The 23830-nt window shown below is 37.3% G+C and carries 18 protein-coding genes; 14 read left to right on the forward strand and 4 right to left on the reverse strand.

The annotated features are described in order from the left end of the window. Positions 1–186: 186 nt before the first annotated feature. Positions 187–1422 carry an ornithine--oxo-acid transaminase gene (rocD, locus tag M0R16_12635; protein ID MCK9613719.1) on the reverse strand — a complete coding sequence of 412 codons (1236 nt, stop codon included), beginning with the start codon at positions 1420–1422 and terminating at the stop codon, positions 187–189. Positions 1423–1529: 107 nt separating this feature from the next. On the opposite strand from rocD, the gene M0R16_12640 reads away from it, so the two are divergent. Beyond that, positions 1530–1994, forward strand: coding sequence for a YdeI/OmpD-associated family protein (locus tag M0R16_12640; GenBank protein MCK9613720.1), 465 nt, complete (start codon positions 1530–1532; stop codon positions 1992–1994). 64 nt (positions 1995–2058) lie between these two features. Here M0R16_12640 and M0R16_12645 read toward each other — a convergent pair whose 3' ends face one another. After that, a complete protein-coding gene (locus tag M0R16_12645; GenBank protein MCK9613721.1) occupies positions 2059–3795 on the reverse strand; it encodes a C10 family peptidase in 1737 nt (578 codons plus the stop codon). A gap of 481 nt (positions 3796–4276) precedes the next feature. On the opposite strand from M0R16_12645, the gene M0R16_12650 reads away from it, so the two are divergent. The 12 genes from M0R16_12650 to M0R16_12705 all read left to right on the forward strand — a co-directional run bounded on the left by M0R16_12650 (position 4277) and on the right by M0R16_12705 (position 20099). After that, complete coding sequence (locus M0R16_12650) at positions 4277–4810, forward strand: hypothetical protein (GenBank protein MCK9613722.1); 534 nt, start codon at positions 4277–4279, stop codon at positions 4808–4810. Positions 4811–4888: 78 nt separating this feature from the next. Next, on the forward strand, positions 4889–7321 hold the full coding sequence (locus tag M0R16_12655) for a TonB-dependent receptor (protein ID MCK9613723.1): 2433 nt from the start codon (positions 4889–4891) through the stop codon (positions 7319–7321). 21 nt (positions 7322–7342) lie between these two features. Then, positions 7343–8773, forward strand: a complete 1431-nt coding sequence (locus M0R16_12660; GenBank protein MCK9613724.1) for a T9SS type A sorting domain-containing protein — start codon at positions 7343–7345, stop codon at positions 8771–8773. A gap of 27 nt (positions 8774–8800) precedes the next feature. Next, positions 8801–11287: a T9SS type A sorting domain-containing protein gene (locus tag M0R16_12665; protein ID MCK9613725.1), complete on the forward strand. Its 2487-nt coding sequence runs from the start codon at positions 8801–8803 to the stop codon at positions 11285–11287. A gap of 534 nt (positions 11288–11821) precedes the next feature. Beyond that, positions 11822–12121: a DUF3795 domain-containing protein gene (locus tag M0R16_12670; protein MCK9613726.1), complete on the forward strand. Its 300-nt coding sequence runs from the start codon at positions 11822–11824 to the stop codon at positions 12119–12121. 11 nt (positions 12122–12132) lie between these two features. Beyond that, positions 12133–13149: a radical SAM protein gene (locus M0R16_12675; GenBank protein MCK9613727.1), complete on the forward strand. Its 1017-nt coding sequence runs from the start codon at positions 12133–12135 to the stop codon at positions 13147–13149. Beyond that, positions 13130–13825, forward strand: a complete 696-nt coding sequence (locus tag M0R16_12680; protein ID MCK9613728.1) for a hypothetical protein — start codon at positions 13130–13132, stop codon at positions 13823–13825. Before M0R16_12675 ends, M0R16_12680 begins: the two co-directional genes overlap by 20 nt. Positions 13826–13878: 53 nt before the next feature. After that, positions 13879–15849: a glycosyltransferase gene (locus M0R16_12685; GenBank protein MCK9613729.1), complete on the forward strand. Its 1971-nt coding sequence runs from the start codon at positions 13879–13881 to the stop codon at positions 15847–15849. 503 nt (positions 15850–16352) lie between these two features. Further along, positions 16353–18080, forward strand: a complete 1728-nt coding sequence (locus M0R16_12690) for a hypothetical protein (GenBank protein ID MCK9613730.1) — start codon at positions 16353–16355, stop codon at positions 18078–18080. A gap of 3 nt (positions 18081–18083) precedes the next feature. Continuing rightward, positions 18084–18914 (forward strand): exonuclease domain-containing protein, encoded by an 831-nt coding sequence (locus M0R16_12695; protein ID MCK9613731.1) that lies wholly within the window; start codon positions 18084–18086, stop codon positions 18912–18914. Then, positions 18911–19522: a fumarylacetoacetate hydrolase family protein gene (locus tag M0R16_12700; protein ID MCK9613732.1), complete on the forward strand. Its 612-nt coding sequence runs from the start codon at positions 18911–18913 to the stop codon at positions 19520–19522. Before M0R16_12695 ends, M0R16_12700 begins: the two co-directional genes overlap by 4 nt. Before the next feature lie 58 nt (positions 19523–19580). Beyond that, on the forward strand, positions 19581–20099 hold the full coding sequence (locus M0R16_12705; protein MCK9613733.1) for a hypothetical protein: 519 nt from the start codon (positions 19581–19583) through the stop codon (positions 20097–20099). Between the two features lie 21 nt (positions 20100–20120). On the opposite strand, the gene M0R16_12710 is transcribed toward M0R16_12705, so the two are convergent. Continuing rightward, complete coding sequence (locus tag M0R16_12710) at positions 20121–21308, reverse strand: aspartate aminotransferase family protein (GenBank protein ID MCK9613734.1); 1188 nt, start codon at positions 21306–21308, stop codon at positions 20121–20123. 63 nt (positions 21309–21371) lie between these two features. On the opposite strand from M0R16_12710, the gene M0R16_12715 reads away from it, so the two are divergent. Further along, complete coding sequence (locus tag M0R16_12715; GenBank protein MCK9613735.1) at positions 21372–22475, forward strand: universal stress protein; 1104 nt, start codon at positions 21372–21374, stop codon at positions 22473–22475. Here M0R16_12715 and M0R16_12720 read toward each other — a convergent pair whose 3' ends face one another. Further along, complete coding sequence (locus tag M0R16_12720) at positions 22476–23648, reverse strand: hypothetical protein (protein MCK9613736.1); 1173 nt, start codon at positions 23646–23648, stop codon at positions 22476–22478. Positions 23649–23830: the final 182 nt, after the last annotated feature.

The following is a 23830-nucleotide window of genomic DNA, read 5'->3' on the forward strand; positions in this document are numbered from 1 at the left end:
TCGCTTTTTTTGACATGTTTTTAAATACAAAAAAAGTTATATGAAACGACTTTCATATAACTTTCTTTTAAAACTACGTGGTAAACGATTTTAGAACTTCTTACCAACTATTTTTGGCCTATATATCGACATTTTTAACTTTTAAGAGAACCTCGTAAAAACAAATAGATACAATGATGAAATTGATTAGTTAAAAGATAAAATAGATTTCTTAATAATTTCTACAGCTTCATAAATCTGTTCTTCAGTGATAACCAATGGTGGTGCAAAGCGAATAATATGACCGTGCGTAGGCTTTGCCAGCAGGCCGTTGTCGCGCATCTTCATGCAAACATCCCAGGCTTCTTTTCCATTCTTGGGTTTTATGATAATTGCATTCAGAAGCCCTTTCCCGCGCACCAGCTCTATCATGTCTGAGTCAATCTTTTTTACTTCTTCACGGAAAATTTTTCCTAATGTTTCAGCCCGTTCGCAGAGGTTTTCATCTTTCACCACCTGCAGCGCTGCCACGGCAATTTTAGCTGCCAGGGGGTTGCCGCCGAAAGTGGATCCATGTTCGCCGGGTTTTATAGTGAGCATGATATTGTCGTTGGCAAGTACTGCCGAAACAGGGAATACGCCTCCCGACAAAGCTTTTCCGAGTATCAGTATGTCGGCTTTCACATTTTCGTGGTCGCAGCACAGCATTTTTCCGGTGCGGGCTATGCCGGTTTGCACTTCGTCGGCGATGAATAATACATTCTTAGCTTTACATAATGCATAGGCTTTTGACAGATAGCCTTCATCCGGCACAAAAACTCCGGCTTCTCCCTGAATAGGTTCTACGAGGAACCCGGCAACATTGGGGTCTTCGAGGGCTTTTTCCAGCGCGCTGAGGTCGTTATAAGGTATTTTTACAAATCCTGGTGTAAAAGGCCCGAAATCCTTGGTCGCATCAGGGTCGGTTGACATGGAGATTACCGTAATAGTTCTGCCATGGAAATTGTTTTCGCAGCAAATAATTTTTGCCTGGTTTTCGGGTATGCCTTTCACTTTGTAAGCCCATTTGCGACAAAGTTTGAGCGCTGTTTCATCGCCTTCGGCGCCAGTGTTCATCGGCAATACTTTATCGTAGCCAAAAAATTCAGTGATGTACTTTTCATAAGGGCCAAGACAGTCGTTGTAAAACGCACGTGAAGTGAGGGTGAGGGTTTTAGCTTGTTCCAACATTGCACCTATGATTTTCGGGTGGCAATGTCCCTGGTTCACGGCAGAATAAGCCGAAAGAAAATCAAAATATTTTTTCCCTTCCACATCCCACACAAAAACGCCTTCTCCTTTGCATAAAACAACGGGCAGGGGATGGTAATTGTGAGCGCCATATTTATTTTCCAGAGCTATGGCAGCCTCTGTTGCACTTAATGTTTTTAATGTTTCGTCCATATATTTTTTGTTTAAAATGTATTCTGATTTGTGTACAAATATAGTAAATTAGCCCGATGGAAAATATCCTCATCCTAAAATTTATTTGTATTTATTAAAATTAAGCTATGTATCAGTTTGATGGTCAGCTAAAAAAAGGAATCAACCGGCAAGGGTGGACTTATATTGATGTGCCGGCAGAGATAAGCATAAAATTTAAAAAGACAGGACGCATTCCTGTCAGCGGCTCTGTTGATAAGGTAAAATTCCGCACTTCTGTTTTACCTAAAGGTGACGGAACATTTTATTTTTTTGTGAGCATTCCTCTGCGGCAAAGCATAGGCAAAAAGGCCGGTGATTATGTAACGGTGCTTATTGAAGAAGATACTAAACCAAGAATTGTTAACGTACCAAAGGATATTTTTGAGGCACTTTCCACGAGTGATTTAGCTTTGGCAACATTTAATAAATTTTCTTATTCGCATAAAAAAGAACTGATAGAATGGATAAACGAAGCCAAAAGAACTGAAACGCGGCAGAGAAGAATTGCGAAAGCTGTTGTTATTTTGGAAAGTTATAAGAAAAGAAGGTAACAGTAAAACTTAAGTAAAGCTTTTAATTTGTTTACACTTTTGATTATTGCCTTTTAAAAAACAATCATTTTTGTACAATAAAACTTACATTGTAAGTTCTGTTACTACCGGAAATTTGAATGAAGTAATATCCTGCATGAAGGCTTTCAGTGTTCAATACTAATAAATTATTTTGTTGTATGGAAAAGGCACAATCAAAGTGTTCGCCAATAATGTTGTTTATGGTACACTGAATATCAAATATTTCTTCAGGTAAATAAATATTAAGTTTATCAGAAGCAGGGTTTGGGTAGCAGTTGATTTTTTTATCATAATCATCATAATCCTTTATTCCTGATGTTTGTGTTACATATATTGCATCCCAGCCTAAATCCTGAGTGGCATTGTCGGTAGTAAATTTCAGAAAGCATCTGTTCCCGGTGGTAGTAATGGATTCAGGTATATTGTGTCCGGAAAATGTTCCCAGCAATGGAGCCGATGCATTTTCCCCGTCATAAATATTCAGTATATCGTGGCCTTCTTCTGTATCAAAAGAGGTGAATGTAAGCATGATATTTGAGCTTGTTTCGGGTGCTATCAGCCATTCACAGTCAGTGTCGTTCCAATAATATGAATATTTGCTTCCGTCATTAAAAACTCTTGAATCTTCTGTAAATACTTTTTTACCTATACAATATGGATAGAAATAAGGCACGGCATCCAGAACAGCAGCTTGGTTGTATGAAAAATTTCCTCCTGAAGAATTTAAGTTGGATACATAAAAGTATCCGTTTGAATAACCACCCCAACCCCAGTTCACATGAAAATAACAGGAATCCAAATACCCATCAAAAACAAAAGCATGGCCACCATCGGGTCCTGAGCCACTGTAATAAATAGGTTGTTGCATTTCCAGATTATCAATCAGCATTCTGTTCCATTCGTCGTTCTGATAATTATCCTTTTCAGCATACCTACTGCGGGGAGAGAAATTAAAATAAGTTTCAAGAGCTTGGGCAACATCCTGGGAATTTGCTCCAGAGCTTGCAGAGGAATAATTCATATTAACTGAAACACCACAATGGTATATCAAGGTGGAAATGGCCTCTTTGCTGGCTGTGTTGATAGTATTGGTCATGGATGCCCAATCGTAATAGGTTGATTCAAAATCGGCACCGATATTCCCGTAACCCCCATGATTATAAAAATACGAGCCAATTCCATGTTCGGGAAATTTATAGTAGTACATGATTTGCGCCATTGCCGTTGCCACACAGCCAGCGTAACAATGGCCTCCGGGTCCGCTGGGATGAGATGGGCAATGATAGTTGTAGTTAGTTCCCTGGTCCCATTTGCATGTTAACAGTGGGCTGATACCTTTGGAATGTCCGCTTTTAAAGTTTTGCCCGTTAAGTAAATACTGCCATGCGTCCATATTGTTTTGAAGCTGACTGTTGTCGTATTTATATTTACATTCCTCCGATTGTTTGCTGAGCCACCAGGTAAGAGCAGGAGGGATGTTTTGAATATCAAAAGGCTCATCAACAGAAAACCCGATAATAGGAAAATTGCTGTCATCATAAGCAACGATAACAAAACCATTCAGCCCGAAATTAAAAAGATAATATTTTGTTTCTCCTGTAATTTTTATCTCATGGGAAACAACATAAGCTGATTTTCCGGCAGGCAGTGAATTGAAACCTGCTTTAGCATAGAAAAAGTTTTCAGCAACTTTTTTAGCAGTGTTTAAATCAACAGGGTTTGCAAAAGAAATCCAGGAAACACATGAAAACAGGGATAAAAAAAGAAATATTTTTTTCATATAGCAAGTTTTTAATTGAAATTAAATTATCACAAGGTGTTAAATATTGTGTGCAAATATACATACAAAAAATAAATAAAAAAAAGTTTTAGAAATTTTCTTTAAGTGAAATAAAAAAGTTTATTCCGTGGGCTATTATACCAGAACTGTATGTCCTGTACAGGTCAGTGATATTTTCGATGCCCGCACTGGTTGATAGTTTCAGTGAACTGGCACATCGCCTTAAAATTTAATGTGTACCATTGTGAACACCCTGACAGGCTTTGCACTTCGGGTTATCATTTGTTACCGCCAAGTGTAGGAGATAGACAACGACATAGAAACATAGAAAAGTAACCCATTGTGACAAGATAGAAAAAATAAATATTGACAAGAACAGAGAACTGACCTGTCTACATGACAGGCAGGCACACAAGCCGACTTAATGCTTTTTAATTATTCTGATAATAATAATTATCTTTGCACAATTGAATTTCACTGTGTGAAATGTAAAGTATTTGGAATATTATTGATTCTTTGCTTCGTTGCTCCAGTGGCGACAACCTATATTATTCTTAAGTATCAAAAAAAACAAGTTAGAAGAGAAGTCAAACGGAAATTGATTGCCGGAATTGACAAAGAAGAACTTGTATTATTAAAGTTTACCGAAGAAGAAAAAGAGACCCAATTAAACTGGAAACACTCAAAAGAATTTGAGTACAAAGGTGAAATGTATGATATTGTGGAAACCAAAATTGTTGGCGACACTACGTATTATTGGCTATGGTGGGATTATGAAGAGACCAAGCTTAACAAACAACTTAGCCAATTACTTTCATTTGCATTGGGACACAACCCCAAGAACCAGGAAAACCAAAAAAGATTACATAATTTTTTTAAATCACTCTATTTCTCAGAGGATGAAAGGAAAGAACCGCTTGTTTTTTTTGAATTAAAAAGCAAGTTTCATTTCGGTCAAAACTTTTACCTTTCAGTTTTCCTCACTCCTCCAGATCCGCCCCCAAAAAAAGTTTAATAATTAATTTTTGGAATTCGTCTGCTTTAAAATATACAAGTGGACTAAAATATTTTTAACTTTTTTAAACAAATTACAATGAGAATATTTTTTGCATTGTGGTTGTTATTAGGTTTGGTATATACTGCCCGATCCCAAATAATAACTATCACAGATATTGAATCAGGTAACCCTATTGAGACAGTCACATTGATAAGTGAATCGCCTAAAGAAGCCACAACAACTAACGACAAAGGGCAGGCAGATATATCCCTGTTTAAAGAATCGAGAAAGATAACAATTAGTCATTTGGCTTACAAACCAGCTGAGTATAGCTATAAGCAACTTGAGTTATTAAATTTTAAAGTTGAACTAACTACTAAAATACTCTCTTTACAAGAAGTATCTGTTACTGTAAATCGCTGGGAGCAAATGAAGATAGAAACGCCAAGCAGGGTTACTTCTATTAATCTGAAGGAAGCATCGTTTCAAAACCCGCAAACTGCTGCCGACCTTCTTGGAACCAGTGGTTATGTGTTTATTCAAAAAAGTCAGCTGGGAGGAGGTTCTCCAATGTTACGTGGCATGGCCACTAATCGCGTTTTGCTTGTTGTTGATGGTGTGCGTATGAACAATGCTATCTTTCGTTCGGGGAATTTACAAAACGTAATTTCATTGGATGCTAACGCATTGGAAGGCACAGAAATAATTTTTGGACCGGGTTCTGTGATGTATGGGAGTGATGCCATAGGAGGAGTAATGAGTTTCGAAACTTTAAAACCCAAATTTTCTCTTAATGATAGTAAAAAACCTATGTTAACTGGAAATGCTATGACCCGCTTTTCTTCGGCTAATACTGAAAAAACTGTACATTTTGATATGAATGTGGGATTTAAAAAACTGGCATTTGTATCAAGCTTCACTTATGCTAACTATGGGGATTTGCGCTCTGGTTCTGTGGGTGGAGTTCCTTATTTTTATCGTACTAATTATGTTATATCATACGATAATAAAGACTACATGGTTCCTAACGAAGATTCTACATTACAGATTGGATCTAAGTACAGTCAGATTATCTTTATGCAAAAGATACGTTACCAGCCAAATAAATACTGGGATATTGACTATGGATTTCATTTTTCTGAAACATCCAAGTACAATCGTTATGACAGATTGTATGTAATGCGTACAGACGGGCCTTATAAAGAAAAATTGCGATGGGCCGAGTGGTATTACGGACCACAAAAGTGGCAGATGCATCGTTTAGGAATTACATACTCCAGAAAAAATATCATATTTGATAAAATGCAACTTATTGCTGCCTATCAATTTTTCGAAGAAAGTCGTTATGACCGTGAGTTCATGTATCGAGAGTTAAAAATGCAAAAAGAAAATGTGGATGCATACTCAATAAACCTTGATTTCGATAAAAAAATCAATGATAAAATTACCCTTTATTACGGTTATGAGTTTGTACACAACACCATTCAATCCGTAGCATCATTAACTCATGTGGAATCCAAAGAAGTAGTTCCCACTGTTACTCGATATCCTGATGGCTCTAGCTGGCAATCCAACGGTGTTTATTTAACAGCAAAATATAAAGTACATAAAAAATGGCTTATAACCGGTGGAATCCGTTATAATCACTTTTTAATCAAAGCTGATTTTGACACAACCTTTTTTCCGTTTCCATTCACAGATACTCGGATGAGTTCGGGGTCCATAAGTGGTAGCTTAGGATGTGTGTTTACGCCCACTGAAAATTGGCAAATATATTTGAACGCTGCCAATGGTTTCAGGGCGCCGAATGTTGATGACATGGGAAAGGTTTTTGAATCTGTTCCCGGATATTTGGTTGTACCAAATCCGGATTTAAAACCTGAAAAAGTGTACAATCTGGAACTCGGAACTGTTAAGTCATTTGGCACATTTTTAAAGTTGGATGCTACCTTTTATTATACCTGGTTAGTAGATGCTATGGTGCGTAAAAATTTCACATTAAATGGCGATACATCAATCAGGTATTTAGGCAACAAAAGCAGAATTCAAGCCATACAGAATGTAACCAAGATAAATGTTTATGGAGTTCAGGCAGGTATTGAATTTTACTATAAAGGTTTTGGGTTGAGAAGCTACATCTCCTATCAAAAAGGGGAAGAACAAACGCCAGATACACTGGTGTTTTATCCTTTACGCCATGCTGCGCCAACCTTTGGAAGCACTCATCTGACTTACGAGTACAGAAATAAATTTAAAGCCGAATTTTATGTGGTTTATAATAGAAAAATGGATTATAAAGATCTGGCTTTAACTGAACGCACAAATGCTTCATATGCCCGTGATGAACAAGGAAGAGCTTATGTTAAGGGATGGTACACTTTAAATTTCAAGTTAGCGTATTTTCCAAATCCTTTTATTGCAATTACGGCAGGTATAGAAAATATTATGGACTTAATGTATCGTCCTTATGCATCAGGTATTAATGCACCGGGCCGGAATTTAATAATCTCTTTAAAATTTAAGTTTTAATAACAATTTAAAAATCGTAATATGAAAAATAAAATCACTTTAATAATAATTGTGTTGCTCTTCTTTTTAGGATGGAGTAATATTGCTCAAGCACAAAAAATTGCAGCAGGAGGCTGGCATTCTGTTGTTGTATGTAGTGACAGTACGGCAAAAGCATTTGGCGAAAATGCCACTGGTGAGTTGGGTAATGGTACCAATTCTGACAGCAACATACCGGTTTCTACCGGGCTGACAAATATAATTGCTGTTTCTGCTGGTGGCGACCAACTTGAAGCACATTCTATGGCTTTAAAAAGCGATGGAACCGTTTGGGCCTGGGGTAGCAATTTGTATGGACAACTTGGTAATGCAAGCACAACTAATACAAACACACCTGTTCAAACTCTCTTACTCACTAATATTATTGCTATTTCCGCCGGTGGATGGCATTCTGTTGCCCTTAAAAATGATAGTACAGTTTGGACTTGGGGCTGGAATATGGACGGGCAATTAGGCGATGGTAGCACTAACGATAAAATTATTGCAGGGCAGGTTCCCGGCCTTACCGGAATTACCCAAATTGCTGCCGGCACTTACCATGTACTTGCACTCAAAAATGATGGAACGGTTTGGGCATGGGGCGACAATATTAGCGGTCAGATAGGAAATGGAAGCACAGGAACTGATGTAAAATCACCCGTGCAAGTGTCTGGGTTAACTGATGTTGTGAGTATATATGCAGGAAGGTTTTTTTCGCTTGCAGTTAAAAATGATAGTACCGTTTGGACCTGGGGCGAAAACCTTTATGGACAACTGGGTGATGGAACGAATAACGACAAAAATATCCCGGTGCAAGTTAGCGGACTTACAGGAATAATTCCGGATTTAGTTGCCACAGGTGCTTTTCATTGTATGGCAGTAAAAAATGATAATACTGTATGGGCTTGGGGTAGAAACACCTATGGCAATTTAGGCGATAATTCTGTTACACACCGTTCATTACCTGTTCAAATGATTGGAATGTCCGATGTTGGCGGTATGGCAGCCGGAACCAATTTTTCCATTCTATATAAAACAGATGGTACTTTTTGGGGATGCGGCAGAAATTTGAGTGGTCAATTGGGCGATGGCACTTTTAATCAACATAATATACTTACACAATCCAATGGCGTTTGTCCGATTATTTTGAGTGTTGAGGAGGACCGCGTCAATAATTTTGAAATTAACGCTTTCCCTAATCCATCAAGTAACGGAGTTTTTCTTTTAGACCTTTCAGTATTAAATAGAAATATTTCAGAACTTCAAATAGATATTTACGACATGATTGGTAAAAAAGTTTTTAGTAATAATGTAAATATAAAGACAGACGACTCTTCGATTTTTATTGATATATCCGAACAAACTGATGGTATTTATTTTCTGAATCTTCAAACAAACGGGTTCAGAGTTTCCCAAAAACTTATCAAACAATAATTTATGAAAACTTTAAAATTTTAAAAAATGAAAACAAATCTTTTAAAAAAAATAATTTTGATATTTACTTTAGTTTTATTAGTATCTTTTTTTTATAATCAATCCTACGCTCAAAAACTTTCTGCCGGATGGTCACATTCACTTTTTTTATGTAATAACGGAAATACCGTTAATGCATGGGGCGCTAATGCATTCGGACAGCTTGGTGTTGGTGACACCATTGATAAAACCCTGCCTCTCACGGTAAATGAGTTGACCGGTGTAATCTCCATTTCTGCCGGCTACCAGCATACACTTGCATTGCGAAACGATAGTACTGTTTGGGCTTGGGGTGATAATACCTACGGTCAGCTTGGTGATAGCTCGAACACAAGTAAAAAAAATCCAATCCAAATACCCGGGCTTTCAGGCGTTATTGCTGTTTCAGGTGGTACAGCCGGTTATCATTCTTTAGCTTTGAAATCTGACGGAACCGTGTGGGCCTGGGGAAGAAATACAGATGGTCAATTAGGTGATGGAACCAATAACAACTCAAATGTTCCTGTTCAGGTATCAGGCCTTGCTAATGTTATTGCTTTAGGCGGTGGTGAGTACCATTCCCTTGCTATTAAAAACGATAGCACCGTATGGGCTTGGGGTAAAAACAATAAAGGGCAGTTAGGCGATGGAAGCATTGTTAATTCAAATGTTCCTGCTCAAGTAAGCGGAGCAGTCGGAATGATAGCTATTGCTGCCGGTCGTTATTTCTCAATGGCTTTAAAGAGTAATAATACTGTTTGGGCCTGGGGTGAAAATCAATATGGACAACTGGGTAACGGAAATACAACAGACAGCTGTGCCCCCGTTCAGGTAAATGGTTTAACAGATGCCATAGCTATTGCCGGTGGTGCATTTCACGGTATTGCAATAAAAAATGATGGTACTGTGGTTGCCTGGGGTAGAAACTCATACGGTAACTTGGGGGATGGTACTACAGACAATAGTTCAACTCCTGTTGATGTGTTATCTCTTTCTAATGTTACAGCCATAGCGGGAGGCACTAATTATTCGCTGGCAATGACATCAGACAACAATGTATTTGCATGGGGTAGAAACGCTAATGGACAATTAGGCGATGGCACTTTAACGGGAAAAGATGTACCCGGAGAAGTTCAATCATTATGCCCCGAAATAACATCACTTAATCCAGACAAAAAAATATCTGCCGGTTGGTCGCATTCTTTTTATATATGTTCAAATGACGGCACTGTAAATGGATGGGGCGCAAATTCTTTCGGGCAGGTAGGAAATGGGGATACTATAGGACAACTATCTCCTGTCTGGGTTCCCGGATTAACCAATGTAAAATCAATAGCTGCAGGATATCAGCATACACTAGCGCTAACAAACGATAGCACTGTCTGGGCTTGGGGCGATAATACTGACGGTCAGCTTGGTGATAGCACGAACACAAGTAAAAGAAATCCAATCCAAATACCCGGACTTTCAGGCGTTATTGCTGTTTCAGGTGGTACAGCCGGTTATCATTCTTTAGCTTTGAAATCGGATGGAACCGTATGGGCTTGGGGAAGAAATACAGATGGTCAATTAGGTGATGGAACCAATAACAACTCAAATATTCCTGTTCAGGTATCAGATCTTGCAAATGTTATTGCTATAGGCGGTGGTGAATACCATTCCCTTGCTATTGAAAGTGATGGCACCGTGTGGGCATGGGGTAAGAATTCAAAAGGTCAATTAGGTAACGGAACTATAGCTAATAGCAATGTACCTGTTCAGGTAACCAATGCAACCAACTTCGTTGCATTGGCAGCCGGACGCTTTTATTCCATTGCGTTAAGAAACGACAGCACTGTTTGGACCTGGGGACAAAATGAATATGGGCAACTGGGCGACGGAAATATAACAGACAGTTATATTCCTGTTCAGGTAAGTGGTTTGACAGATGTAACAGGTATTGCAGGAGGAGCTTTTCATGCTATGGCTATAAAAAGCGATGGAACAGTAGTATCCTGGGGTAGAAACTCTTACGGAAATTTAGGAGACGGAACCACAACTCACAGTTCAATACCAGTTAATGTAAGCAATCTTATAAATGTAGTAGAACTTGCCGGTGGAACTAATTATTCGCTTGCATTAACCTCAAATGATTCATTATTTGCTTTCGGTAGAAATCCCGAAGGACAGCTTGGATTTGGCAATAATAACGATGCTCATATTCCAACTGCGGTTGATTCTTTGTGTCCTTCTTCAGTTGGAATTACTGATAATTCAATAGAACCTGAAATTTTTGTATTTCCAAATCCTTCAACGGAAGGCATATTCCATATTTCCAACGGAACCATTGTGTCTCATATTGTTGCATATGATATGCTTGGTAAAATTGTATTTGAGGACAAAATGCCTGAAACATCAAAGAATATAATTGACTTGTCAAATCAGCAAAGTGGTATATACATCTTGAGAATGGAGTCAAATAATAAAATTTATAATCTAAAGCTAATAAAACAGTAAAATTCTTTTAATAGAAAAGCACATGGTAAGCATTAAAGTTGGAAATATAATTTTTAGTTTGCCATGTGCTTTTTTTATTTATTCATATTTTGAGCTAAACAAATCAATGTCATAACGGACTTAATTCCTTCTCAATTTGCTAGCAAATCCTCCGCGGAAGACAAAAGCCCCACCAGCCAATGCATAAAGTAAAATTGTTTTAAAATATGCCATCACTTTTTAAATAAAAAACGTTGACACAAGAGCCGACAGAAAAGAAAACAGTCAAACAACAATGACACGAAACATGATGCCTCCAATGGCATCGTTACTGTAAATCACAGAACCTGACCCGAATTAGATTTATGCTTCTTCCACGCAAAAGGGTCAAGAGATATTACATTTTGTATGTTACCTGCACGGAAAATTGCAGTATTCATTCTGATTCCATAAACAGTATAGAGAAACCTGTTATGAAAACATCCTTTACTCCTTTGATTGTAATGTTTTTGTCAGGTTTATATATCTTTGCAATGATATAATTCCGTAAAAATTATGAATACAAATGAAGTTTTATCCGCTTGTGGTTTATTTTGCCAGGAGTGTGAATTTTACACAGTAAAGTGTGCGGGGTGCCATAACATTAAAGGTTCAACATTTTGGGCACTTGAGATGATGCCGTCCAAAGTTTGCCCATTATACGATTGTAGTGTTAATCAGCGCAAATACCGTGACTGCGGGGACTGTTCCGAGCTTCCCTGTTCGTTGTTTCTGCAGATGAAAGACCCCAATAGCTCGGAAGAAGAGCATCAACACATGCTGAAGGTACGAAAAGAAAGACTCAAGAACAGATAGAAATTTTTTTTATGCATTTTAACATCCCTGTTTTTATCCCTCATCTGGGATGTCCTTTTCAATGTATATTCTGTAATCAGAAGCACATATCAGGAATTCTCAAAGCCCCTGAGGCTGATGATATTGTAAAAATAATTGAACAAAAACTTTCAACCATTGATTATAAAACCTCTGATGTGGAGGTGGCTTTTTTCGGTGGAAGTTTCACCTGTTTGCCAAAAGCAGTTCAGGAGAATTATCTTGGTGCTGTTCAGCCATACATTACTGAAAAAAAAATTCATGGAATCAGAATTTCAACAAGGCCTGATTTTATCACACCGGAAATACTGCACTTTCTTATGAAATATCGCGTGAAAGCGATAGAATTAGGCGCGCAATCAATGGATGATGGAATTTTAGCTGCAATTGGACGTGGGCACACAACTACAGATGTTATAAGGTCTTCACATCTTATAAAAGAACATGGCTTTGAATTGGGGTTACAGACAATGGTTGGCTTACCCGGAGAAAAAATTAATAATGTAACAAACACAGCAAAAAAAGTTGCAAAACTAAAACCCGATACGGTCAGAATTTATCCTGTACTGGTGATAAAAAACACTGAATTGGGAAAAATGTACAATCAGGGTACGTATCAGCCTTTATCTTTGGAGTCTGCAGTGTATTTTGTAATGGCAGCCATGGAAGTTTATAATGAAAAAGATATAAATGTTATCAAAGTGGGGTTACATCCTTCTGAAGAGTTGCAAAGTGGTAAAAGCCTTGTTGCCGGGCCTTTCCATCCTTCATTTCGCGAACTTGTACTGACAAAAATGTGGGCTCTACGACTCGAAAAACTTATGATGCCCGAAAAAAAACCGATGAATAAAAAACGGTGTTTAACAATAACTGTCCCGTTTTCAGAATATAATAATGCCATAGGATACAAAGCGGCAAACAGAAAAAAACTCTCTGAAAAATATGCGAAAGTCAGGTTTTTACGTTCAGAGACATTAAAAAAAATGAATTTTGAAGTGGATTATCATTGACAAGCGCATTTCTGAAAAGGCTAAAGAAAAACTTAGACGTTTTGGACAATTACTGGAGTTCGAAAGTAAAGGAATAGTGTATGATGGCATTAGTGGCCATCCGGATATATTTTTTTGCCAATGCGGCGGCAAATTAGTAATAGCTCCAAATACTCCCGTTTCTTTTATCAAAACCCTCCAGGATAATAATATTTCATTTGTTTTTGGTGAAAATTATTTAAATGTAAAACATCCTGATACAGTTTATTATAATGCTGTTATTTCAAGTAAATATTTAATTCATAATTTGAAGTATACAGATAGTAAAATTATCGAATTATGTTCAGAAAAGATACAGATTAACCTGTCACAGGCTTATACCCGTTGCAACCTTTTTAATGTCGGAAATGATTTTTTTATCACCTCTGACCGTGGTATTGAGAAAACATTAATAAAACAAAATTTACAAGTCAAGTTCGTTAACCCTTCGGGTATCATATTACCTGGTTTTAGAAACGGCTTTTTCGGTGGCTGTTGCGGATTGGATAACAACAGGATCTTTGTAAACGGTAGCCTGAATTTATTGAAAAACAGTAAAATAATTATTGATTTTATTTATGATGCCGGACTTGAAATAATAGAATTACATGAAGGTATGTTATTCGATGGCGGAGGAATACTTTTTATTGATACATAAAAATTTTTGCCGTTAAACAGTTAAACAGTATTTTTGACAAAAATATTTTTTTATTGAAACTCTCCGTAGTTATAGTTAATTACAATGTAAGGTATTTCCTTGAGCAATGTCTTCACTCCGTTTTCAAAGCAGGACAGGACATAGATATGGAAGTTTTTGTTGTTGACAACAATTCGGTTGATGGTTCTGTGGATATGATTAAGGAAAAATTTTCTGCTGTAAAACTTATTGAGAACCATGAAAATAGGGGCTTTGCTCGTGCTAATAATCAAGCCATCAGGGAAAGTTCTGGAAAGTATGTGCTATTACTCAATCCCGATACGGTTGTGGAAGAAGACACTTTTTGTAAAACGATAGATTTCATGGAAACTCATCCTGATGCAGGAGGCATGGGTGTTAAGATGGTGGACGGTAAAGGACGATTTCTTCCGGAATCGAAAAGAGGGCTTCCAACACCTTCTGTTGCATTTTATAAAATATTCGGCCTTTCAAAGTTGTTTCCAAAGTCACCAGTTTTTGGAAAGTATCACTTAGGTTTTCTTGATAAGGACAAAGAGCACGAAATTGATATACTTTCAGGAGCTTTTATGATGCTGAGGCGAGATGCTCTTAATAAAACCGGCTTTCTGGATGAAGATTTTTTTATGTATGGGGAGGATATCGATATATCATATCGTATAAAAAAAGCAGGATATAAAAATTATTATTATCCCGGAACAAGAATAATACATTACAAAGGAGAAAGCACAAAAAAAAGCAGCATAAATTATGTGTTTGTATTTTATAATGCTATGATTATTTTTGCCCGCAAGCACTTTACGCAGAAAAATGCCCGCTTGTTTTCCTCATTAATACAGCTTGCTGTTTTTTTAAGAGCTTTTATAGCTCTTGCTGCTCGTTTTGTTCAATGGATATTTCTTCCTTTGATTGACAGTATTATGATTTACACGGGCATTTTTTTTATTGCTAATTACTGGGAAGCGCATGTGATTTTTATTAAAGGTGGCTCTTACCCCATTGAATTTTATACGATTGCCATACCTGCATATATCATAGTTTGGCTTTTCTCCACTTATTTTAGCGGAGGATATGATAAGCCCATCCGGACATCAAAAATATTTCAGGGTTTGTTGATAGGAACTGTTTTAATACTTACCATTTACGCTTTACTTGGCGAAGAAATGAGATTTTCCAGAGCTCTTATTTTATTGGGCTCTGCATGGGCACTGGTTTCTATGCTTTGTGTGCGTTTTGTACTAAGCTTGCTGAAAGTTAAAAGTTATAGTTTGAGGGGAAGCAAAAATAAACGATTTGTAATTATTGGGGATGAAATTGAAGCATTGAGGGTATCTGAATTATTGAAAAAAACGGTTTTTTCGCCCGGGTTTATAGGATTAATAAACATCGAAGATAGCTTCTCACAAGAAAAAGGTTTTGTAGGCAATATTTCACAACTTGCCGATATAATTTATATTTATAAAATTGACGAAGTTATTTTTTGTTCAAAATCTCTGCCGCCTCAATTCATCATTGATAAAATGTCAGATTTGCAACATGCCAATATTGATTTTAAAATAGCACCGCCAGAAAGTATGTCGATTATCGGCAGCAATTCAATCAATACTAACGGCGAGTTGTATGTACTTAATATAAATACTATAAGCAAAGCATCAAATAAAAGAAATAAAAGGCTGGTTGATGTTTTATTTTGCCTTGGCTTCCTGGTGTTTTACCCTTTATTATTCGTTTTTACAAAAAATCCTTTGGGATTTTTTGTAAATATTTTTTCTGTGTTTTTTGGTATAAAATCCTGGGTAGGCTACCAAAATATCAGCAAACCAACCATGGAACAAAAATTACCGCACATACGCCCGGGGGTTCTTTTCCCTGTGGATTCTATTAGAAAGCAACACATTTCTGATGATATTGCAGGGAGTCTTAATATTCTATATGCAAAGGATTACAAAATACGAAATGATGTAAACATCATTTTAAAGGGCTTTAAAAATCTAGGCAGAAGATAAAAAAAATAGTCTGATAATTCATGCCTTAAAAAGCCTTTGCAGCAAAAAGACCAAGCATTTCGTATTGATGCAAATTGAATAAATATGAGAATTAATAAAAATCCTTATTTTCAGGTGTCGAAAATTCCGGATCATTGAGATTCTTAATAAAATCAAGGGTTTCCAACATGGGAAAAATCAAAATTAACATTAAAAGCTGTAATTTTGGTTATGACTCCACTTTTGTTTTTCTTCTTTCTAACACATGTCCAATGATATTTTAAATCATTCTGGACACCTTTTCCAAAAACAACTTTTAAATATTAGCAAAGGTTTTTACGAGAAAAAACCAACTAATTTGAAAAGTGAAGAAGTCTGGAGCATATCCTACATCCTTTTTTACACAATGAATTTTATAACCTTGTTTATAACTTCTGTAAATTTCTTCTTTTAAATAGTTCAGTTTTTTTATTTTTGCCAGCCATGATGGTGTTTTAAAGATTTTATAAATAACATTCAAAACATTGAGAAAGGTCTTCATTCTTATTTTGTTATTGGTTTTGTCATCCAACATTATCGCACAAAGAACTCAAGAAGCCTCGGGGGATGAAAAGATAGCAAAGCAATTTTTTTTATTCGGCGATTATTATACGGCTTTGAAAGAATATGAGTTTCTATATGCCAGAGATTCAAGCAATTCCGATTATTATTACCCTCTTGGTATTTGTTATCTTAATACAAATATTAATAAATTAAAAGCTATTCCCTTGCTTGAAAAGGTTACTTCTCAGAAAGACTTTGACCCCGAAGCTATGTACGAATTGGGTGTTGCTTATCAGGTGGCATATCGTTTTGAAGAGGCCATTGAGTGTTTTAGCAAATTCAAACATCTATTAAGCAACGGCAAAGACCCAAATTATATCTCTGCTGATCGTCAGATAGAAATGTGTGAATCAGCTATAGAATTAGTGAAACACCCGATTAATGTTACTTTTGAAAATCTTGGCCCCAGGATAAATTCTCCTTATCCGGATTTTAACCCTTATGTAAATAAAAAAGAAACCGTTTTGTATTACACTTCTAAAAGACAGGGCAATATCGGCAACCTTCAAGACTATGACGGTTATTTTACTTCCGATGTTTTTATGTCGGAAAATATGTATGGGGCATGGACTAAATGCAAACGACTTGCCGGCACTATCAATACCCCGTTGATAGAAGAAACCGGGGGGCTTTCCGCAGATGGCTCTTATCTTTTTTTATATTGTGACAACCTCGACATAAAAATGCAATTGTGTCTTTCGGTGAAACAGGGCAAAAGCTTTCAAAGACTGATATCTTTGGGGAACAATATAAATCAGCCGAAACAAGGTGCAAATGCAGCTGCCGTATCATCCGATAAAAAAGTTTTATTCTTTTCTTCTGCTATGGATGGTGGGCAGGGTGGAAGCGACATTTATATGTCAAAACTACTGCCTTCAGGACAATGGGGCCCGGCAGAAAATATAGGCAAAGCTGTTAATACTTCTTACGACGAAGATTATCCTTATCTGGCACCCGATGGCAAAACGCTGTATTTTGCTTCTCTTGGATATAACAGCATGGGTGGATTTGATATCTTTAAAACAACATGGAACCGCGAAAAAAACACCTTTACGGAGCCTGTTAATATAGGTTATCCGGTGAACACTCCCGAAGACAATACGACTATTTCTTTTACCGGTTCGGGAAGATTTGCATATATTTCAGCATTGCGCAGTGAGGATACGTACGGCAACCTGGATATATATCGTGTGATATTTAACAATGTCAAACCCGAATATACCACTATAATAGGTAATATTACTGAAAACGACTCTTCCGATATTTTCGAGGTATTCACTAAGAATTTAAAACAGGATATTGACTCATTAGTTATTAAAACTACAGATACAGGGTTTATAAAATTACATAACATCAGCGATTCATTAATTAATATCTACAAATTAAACCTTGATTTTCTCAGGGGAAGAGCACAAAAAGGCCCTGCTATAAATATTGAAGTTTACAAAGCGTCAGATAACTCACTGGCAGGTATATATAAACCAAACGCACACAATAGAAAATTCATCATGATACTTACTCCCGGAGAGTTTGTTGTAAAAATCAATAGCCCTTATTATGAAGATTTTAGCGAAACTATAAAAATAGAAAACAGGGAAATACCCGTTAAAGAAATTACTCACACCTTCCGGTTACAACGAAAGAAATAAATCATGAAGCTGAAACTCAACAAACCCATAGCTTTTTTTGACCTGGAAACCACAGGTTTAAGTATTGCCACCGACCGTATTGTGGAAATATCCATAGTACGCGAAAGTACCAATGGCGTAAGGGATATCAAAACTATGCTTATCAACCCCACAATACCCATTCCGCCCTTGGTAACAGCCATCCACGGTATCGGCGATGATGATGTAAAAGATTGCCCGACCTTTGCCGACATAGCTCCCGAACTGAACCATTTCCTTGAAAATTGCGATTTAGCAGGGTATAACTCAAATAAGTATGATATTCCCTTATTGGTTGAGGAATTTTTGCGTGCAGGCATTGAATTTAACCTTGCAGGCAGAAGATTTGTTGATGTGCAGAATATCTTCCATAAGATGGAACAACGGACGCTTAGGGCCGCCTACAAATTTTACTGCGGAAAAGAAATAGAAAATGCACACTCGGCCGAGGCAGATACCTTGGCAACATACGATATTCTGTTGGCGCAGATTGAAAGATATCAGGATGCAGATTATGTTGACAATCATGGCAAAAAAAGCAAACCTGTTGTGAACGACATACAGGCACTGCATGACTTCTCATACAAGTCAAATAATGTGGACCTTGTAGGGCACATAGTGTATAACGAAAAAAATGTGGAAGTATTTAATTTTGGTAAGCACAAAGGAAAGCCTGTGGAAGAAGTGTTTCAAAAGGAGCCTTCCTATTACGACTGGATGTCAAAAGCCGAATTCCCGCTTTCAACAAAAAGGGTTATCAACGCCATCAAACTCAGAGGGTTTAATAATTCTTCGGTAAAAATAAATCCCAAATGAAAATTATTTGCATAGGGCGTAATTATCACGACCATGTCAAAGAAATGAACATCGGGCTTCCCGAAGAACCAGTATTTTTTATGAAACCCGATACCGCTGTAATAACTCGTAACAGGCCATTTTTTTATCCCGAGTTTTCTTCAGAAATTCATCACGAAGTTGAAATAGTGTTCCGTATCTGCAAGGTAGGCAAATACATACAGGAAAAATTTGCGAATACCTATTACAAAGAAATTGCCATAGGGCTCGATTTTACAGCTCGTGACTTGCAGCGCGAAGCCATCAGCAAGGGGTTGCCATGGGAAAAGACCAAGGGATTCGATGGCTCAGCCCCATTAAGTCTGTTTGTTCCTTTATCAGAAATTTCGGGTATCAAAAACTTGAATTTCTCACTCAAAAAAAATGGAGAAACCGTTCAGAAGGGCAATACTGCTGATATGATTTTCGGTATTGACAAACTCATATCGCATATTTCGCAGTTTATCACATTGAAAATGGGCGATTTGATATTTACCGGCACTCCGACCGGCGTGGGGCCGGTAAAGATAGGGGATAAGCTCACGGCTTATATTGAAGATAAGAAGATGCTGAGTTGTAATATCAGATAGAGAATTAAGCATGTCTGTTTTCTGCACGATTTTTGTTAGTTTGTTTAAAAATTTTTCGATGAAAACCATAAAGTTATTCGTATTTAATTTTATCTTCATGTTTTTCGTTTTTGAGGGAATGGCTCAAAGCTCAGGCGATTGCAAATTCGATATTGATAAGGCAAATGCTCAGGGCAAACCCATGAAAAAAATTAAAACAAGACTTACAGGACTGGATAATTTTTACTTCATTATTGAACGTAATGACACAGCCTACACTCTGACACTGAACATATGGCTGAGCGGAACTATGCGTGGTAGTATTGAGAAACAATCAGCTGCCACTTTTTTGCTGTCAGGAGGCGAAGAGTTGGTATTATACAACCCGGAAATTGCAAAGCCCATACCTCATTATGGCGACCAGGCATGGACAGAGTATTCGCCCTCATATCCCATATCAGCCGATGCTCTTGAAAATTTAATAACAGTCAAACCACTTAATGTTAAACTTAAAGCCGGAACCGAAGACGTTTACAGGGAATTTAATCAGAAAGACAAAGAAAAGATAAGAGATATTATCCGTTGTATTACCAAATGATCTCTGCCGTTGCCTAAACCATTATAGCTCTTTCAGGCAGAGGTTAATTATTTTTACAACATCTTGTATTTCATCTTCAGTGATTGTCAAAGGCGGTGAAATACGAAAAGCCGTATCGCAAAAAAGAAACCAGTCGGAAATTATACCATGTTCCACTCCGAGTCTAATAAATTGTTGTATTTTATTACAATCTGCCAATTCAACAGCCATTAATAATCCCTTATACCGTATTTCTTTTACAAATTTATTATCTTCAAGTAAAGAATAAAATAAATTAGCCTTACTATCTATTTCTAAGTCTGTTATGTTATTTTTTAAATACCGAAAAGATGCCAGTCCGGCAGCACAACAAACCGGGTGCCCGCCAAAGGTCGTAATATGACCAAGAGAAGGATTATGGGTCAGCGATTGCATGATATTTTTTGATGTTACAAATGCCCCTAAGGGCATGCCGCCCCCCAGGGCTTTGGCCAAAACTAAAATATCAGGCACCGCGCCGTAATGTTCAAAAGCAAAATTTTTCCCTGTCCGCAGTATGCCCGTCTGCACCTCGTCAAATACCAACAGCGCTCCGGTTTCATCACATTTTTTACGCAGTTTGCCAAGATAATCATTCTGGGGAAGTATGATTCCTGCTTCTCCCTGAATGGGCTCAACAATCACGCAGACAGTTTTTTCAGTGATGTGCGGGATGTCATTTTCATTATTAAAATCAATAAACCTGATATCAGGTAAAAGCGGACGGAAGGGCTGTTTCAGCTTTTCATTTCCCATGATACTCAGTGCTCCCTGAGTGCTTCCGTGGTAAGCATTTTTACAGGCGATAATTTCCGTTCTGCCTGTAAACTTTTTGGCAAGTTTCATGGCGCCTTCCACAGCCTCTGCACCGGAATTCACAAAGTAAACATTGTTGAGTTGTGGGGGCAGGAGGGAAGTGAGAAACTCAGCATATTGCACTTGCGGCGACTGTATGAGTTCCCCATATACCATCAGGTGGGTGTATTTTTGAATTTGTTCGGCAAGAGCCTTTTCCACTTCAGGATTTTTATGCCCTGCATTACTTACCGAAACGCCCGAAACCAGATCAAAATATTTTTTTCCATCGGGGCCGTAAAGAAAAACACCTTCGGCATGAGATACCTGAATGCCTAATGGAGAGGGAGAGGTTTGTGCCAGCAGCTCATAAAAAAGACTATGCTCTTGGAACATAAAAAAAGATTTTTACTTGTTATTTTAACAAAAATACCCTATTTTTATAAAAAAATAAGAGAGATGGAAACAAAATTAGTAAACATTAAATCCACAAATTATTCTGCTGCGTTGCTAATTCGCAGCAGACTGGAATTTGAAGGTATTGAAACTTACCTGGCTAATGTCAACCTGATACAATCAGATATTGCCACAGGTGTTAAAATCCTTGTCAAGGACAGCGATGCCAAAAGAGCTTTGCAAATCATCAGGGAAGCAGAAAAGAAACGCCCGGGTAAAGAAGTAGCAAAATCACAGCCTATAACATTAATAATATGCCCTGTGGATTTCTCAAAAGATTCTCTCAACGCTTCTTTTTATGCTTTGCAATTGGCTGCAAAAATCAAAGCGGAAGTGAGGTTTCTGCATGCCTGTTATTCGATACAGCCAATGGCACATGTGTTTCCCGATGCCTTCAGCTACCAGATTAGTATGGGTAATATTTTCAATGATCAGAAGCTGAACGTAAAAGATGGTATGAAAAAATTTCTGGTGCTGATAAAACAATATATCAAAGATGAAAAACTTCCGGATATAAAAATAACTTCTACCATAATTTTTGAAGACCCATTGACAGCAATACCACGATATTGTAAAAAATTCAAATCTGCCATGCTCGTTATGGGGACTAAAGGTATTGGCAGGTCACGCAATTTGCTGGCCGGAAGCATCACGCTCCGCACCATAGAAAAGGTCAGTCAGCCTGTGCTGGTGGTTCCCTTAGCTTACAGAGCTTCACCCATAAGACACCTGAACAATATGTATATCACGGATTTTGACGACAGGGATTTTAGCTCTTTTAGAAAACTGATGAGCATTATTAGTATGTTTGAAGTGGACATAAAATGCATTCACATCCAAAAAGAGAAAGAAAAAATCAGCGAGATAATGCTGGAAGAGCTTACTGAGCATATAAAAAATGTTTACAGCGACTACAATGTAAGCTGTCAGTTGATTGGAAGTAAAGACATCTCAAAAAGCATTAACCGTTTTGTTACAACAAATAAAATAAACCTGATAAGCCTTAGCGAGCAAAAACGGAATTTCCTGTTCCAGCTTTTCAGCAAAAGCATCATTAAAGAGATCCTGTTTAAAGTGGATGTGCCAATGCTGGTATTCAAGTATTAATTAAGCTTTTTTCTGCTGCAGTATTGCTTCGGCACGGGCGGTAAGCAGGTTTTTTATTGGCTTAAAATGTTCCCTTATTACAGGCCATCTTTCGGGGAAAGTTTCCAGCATCAGTTTTACAATTCTGTCGTCATAAAGCTTTATCGAATAACTGATAGCTGCAGCCGTGATGGGTTTTTTGAATGAACTTCCCACATTTTTGCCGGTAAGTTCCAGTTGTTTTTGTCTTGTAATGAGAGCAGCTTCTTCGAGACGATCGAGAAAAGCTATAGCTTTGTGATACATACGGCTAAGAGATTCTCCCTCTTTAAGAGGAAGGATAGTTTTTTTGATGTCTTTGAGATTCAAGTAGCAGGCATCAATAACGATGTTTTTTTCCTGCCTGCCGGTATGCATTTCTGTCAAAAGCGAGGCTGCATTCAATATTATTTCGTTCAGGTCGTGAATTTCTCCTCCGTATTTACTGATTTTTTGTATGGCGTCTTCGGTAAGTGTATAAATATACATGCCCGATTCCACGCTCAACTCATCAAGAATTTTCCTGGCATAATTCAGGTAAAGAGAGGCGGTGGCTTCTTTATACTTTTCGTTTTCTTTGTTACTCTCTTTAAGATAATTGAATTGCTTTAGTATTCGTTCATTGAAGTTCAAAAACGAAATACGCTCCTGGCAGCGCAACGACAGCATGGTTTGAATATGATTATGCGTAAGCACGGCAACAAGAGATTTGTTTTCCTGTCCAAGGGAAACGCTGGTGTCGCTAACAATAAAATTACTCTGGTTTTCTTTCAGAAAAATGTAAATAAGGTCGCTTTTGCCGTCATGTTCACTGGGAAAGGAGAGGCATAACACGCTTCTTTGTAATTCGTCAAAGAGTTTAAGTTCTCTGATGTTTTCTTTTTGTTCTGCAAAAGGCACTTCGCTTTCAAGCAGCCATTCGTATTGCTTGGGATTTGTCCTTAGTTTCGCAGCCTTATTAATTGCATCTTCATCGGGAGATAGTATTTCTTCGTGAGAAGTGTCAGATGGGTTGTTGATGACAGCAAATACAAGACCGCTATTTTTTTCCGAAAAATAAACATACATTATTTTCCTGATACCGCCTATAAACATATACAGCTTGCTAACCACATAAGGTAGATCGGAGATGTTGAACAACGTTTCCGTTTTCATTTTTAAGTAAACAAACTGCAAATATAATTAATTAGTAAGTAAAAAGCAAGTTTTTTTAAGTAAATATTTAAGTATAAAATTAATTACTTAATGGATTAAGTGTTAAAATAAGTATCAATTTAAATACTTTATTTTACTTAATTTATTATAAATTAGTATTTTAGAATTAATTTTGTATTAAT

Source organism: Bacteroidales bacterium (assembly GCA_023228145.1).
Lineage (GTDB): Bacteria > Bacteroidota > Bacteroidia > Bacteroidales > CAIWKO01 > CAIWKO01.